General features: G+C 51.3%; 5 protein-coding genes and 2 pseudogenes. 3 read left to right on the top strand and 4 right to left on the bottom strand.

Annotated elements, in window-relative coordinates; translation table 11 throughout:
- Positions 1-152: 152 nt before the first annotated feature.
- The 3 genes from P775_RS02575 to P775_RS02565 all read right to left on the bottom strand — a co-directional run bounded on the left by P775_RS02575 (position 153) and on the right by P775_RS02565 (position 3,464).
- Entirely contained in the window at positions 153-1,391 is a 1,239-nt protein-coding gene (locus tag P775_RS02575; protein WP_099909502.1) for a polysaccharide pyruvyl transferase family protein, read from the bottom strand.
- Positions 1,392-1,459: 68 nt separating this feature from the next.
- Entirely contained in the window at positions 1,460-2,368 is a 909-nt protein-coding gene (locus tag P775_RS02570) for a sulfotransferase family protein (protein WP_180287292.1), read from the bottom strand.
- A 22-nt stretch (positions 2,369-2,390) separates the two neighbouring features.
- Positions 2,391-3,464, bottom strand: coding sequence for a glycosyltransferase (locus P775_RS02565; RefSeq protein ID WP_180287291.1), 1,074 nt, complete (start codon positions 3,462-3,464; stop codon positions 2,391-2,393).
- 218 nt (positions 3,465-3,682) lie between these two features.
- Between P775_RS02565 and P775_RS02560 the strand changes: the two genes are divergently transcribed.
- Both P775_RS02560 and P775_RS02555 read left to right on the top strand, forming a co-directional pair.
- Positions 3,683-5,014: a lipopolysaccharide biosynthesis protein gene (locus P775_RS02560; protein WP_099909499.1), complete on the top strand. Its 1,332-nt coding sequence runs from the start codon at positions 3,683-3,685 to the stop codon at positions 5,012-5,014.
- A gap of 1 nt (position 5,015) precedes the next feature.
- Positions 5,016-6,248: a glycosyltransferase family 4 protein gene (locus tag P775_RS02555; RefSeq protein WP_099909498.1), complete on the top strand. Its 1,233-nt coding sequence runs from the start codon at positions 5,016-5,018 to the stop codon at positions 6,246-6,248.
- A gap of 104 nt (positions 6,249-6,352) precedes the next feature.
- Here P775_RS02555 and P775_RS02550 read toward each other — a convergent pair.
- Positions 6,353-6,496 (bottom strand): annotated as a pseudogene (locus tag P775_RS02550) (transposase domain-containing protein); the annotation flags it as partial.
- Between the two features lie 278 nt (positions 6,497-6,774).
- Between P775_RS02550 and P775_RS02540 the strand changes: the two are divergent.
- Positions 6,775-7,170: pseudogene (locus tag P775_RS02540) on the top strand (transposase domain-containing protein); the annotation flags it as partial.
- Positions 7,171-7,268 lie beyond the last annotated feature (98 nt).

The following is a 7,268-nucleotide window of genomic DNA, read 5'->3' as shown; positions in this document are numbered from 1 at the left end:
GACGTTCAAACCCAAGTATCTCACCACGCATCGCCGACCCCACATAAGACACGTCGCTAACTACGTCGTTAAGCACGTGTCTTAGCAAATCATCCGGAAATCAGGCAGGCGGCCACAACGGAGCGGATACGACTAAGCCACATCCTATAATGTTAAATATTATTTATTACATTCTGAAGGACGGTGCTGAACTTTGGAAAAGCCATTTTCTGTACAGCATCATTTATTCTTTTTGACTCACTCTCACGGTTCTCTATAAGCCAGCCAATAGTTTCAACCACATTGTTTACGTTAAACTTCCCTATCGGCGCAACACGATCTGACATATTGAGATCATCCATAATCCCAGTTGATTTATAAGTATACGCCAGGCAAAAAAGAGGTACGCGCCCCAAAATTGAAAAAACGCAGGAGTGGAAGCGCGACCCAAGAAACACATCTGCCCGCTCGATCATACCACGCATCACTTCGGTGGACCTATCCGCCTCATCAAGAACTACAGCTTCACCGCAGCGAGATGCAACCTCACGTGCTAAAGGGAGATCCTGGCTGACTTGGTTGAACAATACAATTCTGCGGCCAAAGCGTTCATGCATGGAGACCATCAAGGCTACCATTTTTTCACGATACTCTTCATACGCCGCTTTTGGGTTGTCCTCTCCACGAAATTTCCAGTTCACCGTTGTAGCGCCAATGAAACGCTCGTTCGGTGCAATGCCCAGACCAGCCAGAGCTTCAGCGCCACCAGCAGGGTCAGTCTCTTCATGCTCAAACGCAATATCAGTCGTCCGAACCACTTTGTCAGAAGGCAACCCGAGATCATTCACCACAAAGTCATAGGAGTATTGTTCTCTTACAGCGATAATGCGGGCATCCGAGAGAGCAGCGGCGGTCATTTTTTTGAGCCGCGTACTGCGAATTGGTCCGATGGTTTGTGGGGCGAGTACATAGGGAGTGCCGAACTTTCGCGCCAGATGGAATTGAAGCAAATGGCTATAGATGGTAGCATTCGCATCAAGCAGAAAGCCTCCAGCGGAACTAACGATCAAATCCGCATCCTTGATGTGCTGGATAGATGCAAGTTGCGATTTGGGCAGGGGGTAGAACGGCGCTATCCCAGAAGGACCGCCCAGTGCAGAGTACCCGAGCGTAAGGCCGCTGCGCAGTCCATTCAACGCACGCCGCACGTATATACTTTCGGCATTGCTACGCGAAGGGGCCTCCTGCCAGTCTATGTCGGGATGACGTTCACGCTCAATTTCTGGAAAATGTGCAACACCCGCTAACTCTGCTCCGGGAGCCGCCTCTTTGATGCTGTGGATGAGTGCGTCGCAGAGAAGCGCATCACCTCTATTTAGAGATCCAAAGATATCGCTAATACATATCTTCATCTAGTTTACTCCATACAAAAAAGAAGCGTTTTTTAGGTTAATTCTCGAAGGAGATGTGCCAATACGTTTCACGCGCCCGCCGCCTCATAGGCGGCAATTTCATCTGCCAAAGCATCTGCGAGTGCGGCCCTGTCCTTCTCTTGAATTTTGTCTGTGCCGCCCTTGTGAAACAGAAACTTACGGAGGCTGTCTTTCATCTCTGGCGACAGGATACGCCCCACCAGAGGCTTAAACCCCGAAGACATAGCCCAAGCATTAAGCTTTGGAAAAATCGGAGCATCGCCTGCATTACGCTTCTCACGCCCCAAGTCGAGATGGTCAATATCTATTGAAAGGCGTTCAGCTAAAGTTGCTAGCGCGGCATGGGGATTAGCAATAACTTCCTCAAAACGAATTTCAATCAGGTTCTCAGCTGGGAAGGTTGTCCGATATCTGGCAAGAGCTGCCTTATATTTGCTAAGACGTAGAAGAAACTTGGCTTCGTTCTCGATACTTCCGTGTAGCTCAGTTGCGATCTGCTCGCTCAGTGTTTTACGGGTTCGCCCGGTTCGATGGGCAAGGCGATAGTGTGATACGGCCCTTTCCAACGGATGTCTCGTTAAAACAACGACAATTGCTTCAGGATTATAAGAAAATATTTTTTGGGGCGCATCATCGCTCTGCAGATAGGTTGTCGATGCGTCCAGTCGCCACCGTGCGCTTAGGCCTGAGAACAGATAGTCGTAATGAGCAGCTTCGCGAAAAATCGCAAACTGATAGGGTTTAGTAGATTTTGAATCCACATATTTTCTGGGTTCTACATCGTTGAGATGTATGCGGCGAACGTAATTTTCGTCAAAATCCTGCGCGGCAAAGTAGTTAGGTTCCTTGATCGGCGATAGAGCTATTTCTGGGTGTGTGTCAAGCCAGGCAGCTAGCTGGGTTGACCCCGAACGCGGCGCAGAACACAGAAATAGGTTCGCCTTGCCGGTGTTCATGCTATCCTTTGTCTGAGGCATTTTAACTTTCGTTTCTATCTGGGACGGCCATTAGCCGTGCTTTATCATTCAATAATAAACGACGCCGTGCTGAGCTGAACCGGCAGCGCAAAAACTCTAGGCTTGCGCCTACGCTGAAACCGAGATGCGAGGCGGCGGCCAAAGCTGCAATCAAAATGGTCAACCTGACGTGATTGGCCTTGCGCGCGATCTGGAGTGCTGCTGCTAAAATGGCGCTGAAATATCCAAGTGGGATGATCCAAAAAACTGGAGACACGGAAATTCCGAGCAGAGCTCCCAAAAGAAGTATGGGAAGTAGCAATGCCGGTATAGCCTGCCGCAAACCCAACCCGATGTTGTGCTTCACGGCTCGGCGAATCCGATATGTTCCATTTCGCTTGTACTGGCGGAATGTCGCCATCAAACTCAGTCTAGGAATGTACTGTATCGCGATATTGTTTTCCAAGAATATGCGTCTTCCCGACTGGGTAAGTCGGTAATCGAACTCGGCATCTTCATTCGCAAGGAAGTCGGTGTCATATCCGCCTAGAGCGATAAAGTCATCCAGTAGGAATGCAGCGTGGTGGCCATGTTCAACAAAGCCTCGCATCGATCCGGTACGATGTGGGGATCCGCCTGTCCCGAGCCAAGTCCGAAAAAGAATTGCTGCTGCATCCTGCAGTCGCGATCCGCCGATTGTCTCAAGAGGCACGACAATGCTTTCGGCACCTGTTTCGATCATTGTCGCAATGATTCGCGCAACAAAGCCTTCAGGGTAATGCGCATGTGCGTCAGCACGGATCAGGACATCGACGTCGCCAACATTCTGTGCGTGCAGGGCGGCCAGATTGATGGCATGCGCTTGTGTACGGGCGGGATTGTCGATGACCGTTACATGTGGCAGTCCAAGGCCCCGTACAATTTCTGCCGTTCCATCCGCAGATAGCCCGTCAATGATCCATATTTGTGGCACTTTACCATCGTACCCCGGCTCAGACAGCGATGAGATAACAGACCCTATGTGATCTGCCTCGTTTAGGGTCGGAATAGCAATCACTGTATTCAACACGCCGTGTACCGTCCTGTATTTTTGCATGCTGCAACTGCATCCTTCCTGCAGTAGTGCAGGGCCAGTGTCCACCGCAGAAAGATGTCCCTCCGGCCTCGAATTTCGAGATTGTGTGCAATTTTTAAGCATCTAGGAGCATCCATGAGAAGCTTTGACACACGGGAGATCTGCAGATGCCGTTGCGTGGCTTGCGAAGGGTTTGCAAACCCACTAGTCAGCAGCGGGCATCGTAAATGGAATAGAGCATGAATCCCTTTGTTGGACGGCTCATAAAGAGCAGTGCACTGGCGTTGTTCGTAAAAATCGCTGGGGCTTTTCTTTCCTATGTCATGTTCGTTGCGCTTGCACGAGCCATGACTCTGGAGCAATTTGGCTATTTCAGTTTTTCTTTTAGTATCAGCGTTATACTTGCAAAAGTTGCCGTTGCGGGGCAGCAGCAGGTCATGCTCCGGGACATCGCGCGGCGCAGCACTGATGATACCGACAAGCAAGAACGCGAACTTATCACGATGCGCAGTTACACAACCGTTTTGCTCATCTCCTTAATCTTGATGATTGCACTGCTTGGCTACGTCGCGGCCCAGAGCAACTATGCGCCCGCCCTATCCTGGAGTCTGGTTGTCGCAGCGCTTTTCATACCTGTTATGGCCTTCAGCGAACTGCAGACATCGATCCTGCGGGCCTATGAATCGGTAGTCTTGGGATTGGCGCCACGAGAGATAATTTGGCGCGTGCTGGTTTGCATTCTGGGCTTCGGCATAATGCTCAGCTTAGGCCCTGTACTGACAGCGCCGGTTGGCTTCGGACTCTGCGCCTTCTTTCTGGCGGCGGCGACCTTGGGTCAATCATGTGCTGCACCTGGTACACGCTTTTGGAGATGCGCACATGAATGGTCTCGCTTGCGTGACAAGGACTGGTTGAAAATCTCCGCTCAGTTCTCTGTATCGACGATTGTCACGTTCGGGGCGCCGATGCTATCAGTGGTTATTATCGGTGTGTTTCTTTCCCCGGTTGAATCTGGCGCTTTCTTCGCCGCACTCAAGTCTTCACAAACTATAAATCTGGTTCTGATGGCGACCAATATCATCGCCTCACCTCTCATTTCGCGCCATTTTTGGAAGAACGAGATGGTGCATGTGCAGCTAGTCTGTTCTTACTGCGCGGGTGCGGGCACAATTTTTGCTATATTAGTATTCTTTTTATTCGCTATCGCCGGTCACAGTGTTCTGGGTGTTTTTGGAGAAGGTTACGATACAGCATATCCGGAACTTCTCATTCTATCGGTTGGATATATTTTTAACGCCGCGTGCGGACCGAACGGTGCCATCCTTGAGATGACCAAGCATCAGCATCGGTTCATGCGCCTCATTCTGTTCAGCAACATTCTTGGCGTCATTGCCTTGCCAGTCCTGACATACTTCTTCGGGACCATCGGAGCGGCTTCTGCCGTATCCGGAACCTTGATTTTGTGGAACTTTTTAGCTGCTCACGCGGCTATAAAACACGCCCACATCAATCCGACGATCTTTGGCATCTGGCGGGGTATGGCGCTTGGAAAAAAAGAGGACGCATCCTGATATGCCCACAGCGACTACGACAACAAACACAGTCATTGTCATCCATGACTACGGAAATGTGCGTGGCGGACAGGAAAAAGTTGCCGTGGATTCCGCGCTAGGTCTCGCAGAAACTGGGCTTGAAGTTGTCTTTTTCTGTGCTGTTAGCCCTGTCGATCCGCGACTTGAGCCTTCCGGCGTCCGGGTTGTGTGCCTTGAAATTCCGGACTTGAAATCCAACCCCTCTGCGGTAGACGCCGCCCGCAAAGGGATATGGAACGCTGAAACAGCACAACGCCTTACAGTGCTCTTGGAAGAATATGATCCAGCCACAACAGTCATTCATGTGCATGGCTGGACAAAAGCTTTGTCGGCTTCGATAGGGTCAGTCATAACGGCTCCCGGTAGACGGCACGTCTATACGATGCATGAGTATTTCCTGGCTTGTCCGAATGGCGGTTTTTTCAATTATCAGACAAATGAAATCTGTAAATTGCGTGCTATGGGCGCTTCCTGTATTGCGACAAATTGCGATCAAAGGAGCTATCCACAAAAACTATTCCGTGTAGCTCGGCAATCCGTCGCAATGTCCAAAGGTAAATTACCCAAGAATCTGCGGAATGTAATATATATCAGTAATCTTCAAAAGGAGGTAATGTCGCCTTATTTGTCTAAAGAGACATCGATTCACTATGTCCCCAATCCTATTTCGATATCCAAAGCTCCTCGTATCGAAGCTGAAAAGAATAAACATATCGTTTTTGTTGGCCGCCTTGAACCTGTAAAGGGCGCGCTAGATCTCGCCCGGGCGGCAGCAGAAGTAAATCTTCCTATTGTTTTTGTCGGTGACGGCATCGAAGCTGACCTTATTCGTGAGATCTGCCCCGACGCCACAATAACCGGATGGGTGGCACCGGATCAGGTCTATGATTATATTCGTTCTGCGCGCTGCCTCGCCTTTCCGAGCCATTGGTATGAATGCCAACCGCTCGTTCCTTACGAAGCCCTCGCGTTTGGGGTTCCAGTAATAAGCTACGATATTTCCGCAGCTCGAGAGTGTGTCATACCAGAAGTGAATGGCGACATCGTCTCCTACGAAGATCGATCGGCTGAGTTCACGCCTTGCTTGCGTCAGTATGAGGATGACAGCGTGGTCGAGCAAAGAAGCAGAGGTGCGTACAACACCTATTGGGAAACTCCTCTGAGTGTCGAAAAACATGTGAAAGCGCTCTTGGACGTTTATCAAAACGTCTGAGGGCTTACGAATTCTGATATTGGAAGACGATAAGTTTGCGTAACAACGTAAGCCTACGGCGGCGACAGTGGTCATGCAGCCTTGACTTGACGTGTCTCAGTCTTTCATGCCCACGGCAGCAGTTCTGATAGCCGGGACATTGGCATCTCAGAGATCCTGGCGATGATGTTTGCGAGCCATGCGTTTGGATCAACGTCGTTCAACTTGGCCGTTCCGATCAAAGAATACATGAAGGCCGCGCGCTGCCCGTCGGTCGTTGCGTATTCCGGAGCATGCGCCCACTTGTTCCGGGGTATTGGCCATGCCCGGGTTCAGCTGAACACTGTCCAGCTGATAGCGCTGGTGGATGGTCTGGACTGGAAACGGGTGAGGCCGGTCACCGTTCGGCGCCCCGAAACTATCGGCTAAACAGTCCTGCGGCAGTGAATGATTTGCGCTGATGCATGAAGAAGACGTGAGCAAAACAAGGAAAAAAATGCTCTAATCGAAGGTGACGAATGGCAGTAAATTCCCCCTTCCTGACGACATGGATCAGTTAAAGTCCATGGTGAGCGCCATGGCTGCTAAGGCTGACCGTGCGGACGCGCTGGAGCGTGAAATAGAGACGCTCAGGGCCCGCAACGTGGATACTGACAAGCGGATCAAACGACTAATGCAGATCCTGAAGGCTTACGACCGGGCGCGGTTCGGGCGACGGTCCGAGACGCTTGGTTCTGCCACGGCGGGTGAGGAGGATGCCCAGCAGGCTTTGCTCTTCGAGGAGATCGAGACGGGTATCTCGGCCCTGCGGGCGCAGGTCGGCAAGGGTCCGGCTTCACAGCAGAAGCGGCCCCCCCCCCGGCCACGCAAAGGCTTCCCGCCGCATCTTGAGCGTGTCGAAGTGGTCATTGAGACTGACGACCTGCCGGAACATGCCGGCAAGTAGAAGGTGCTGATCGGCGAAGATGTGGCCGAACGGCTCGGACCGCCTCGTAGCGCATGGTCATCCTGCAACAGCCGATCACCCGGCACGCCCGCCGT

Source organism: Puniceibacterium antarcticum (assembly GCF_002760615.1).
GTDB classification, from domain to species: domain Bacteria; phylum Pseudomonadota; class Alphaproteobacteria; order Rhodobacterales; family Rhodobacteraceae; genus Puniceibacterium; species Puniceibacterium antarcticum.
This window is presented reverse-complemented; position numbering and strand designations above follow the sequence as displayed.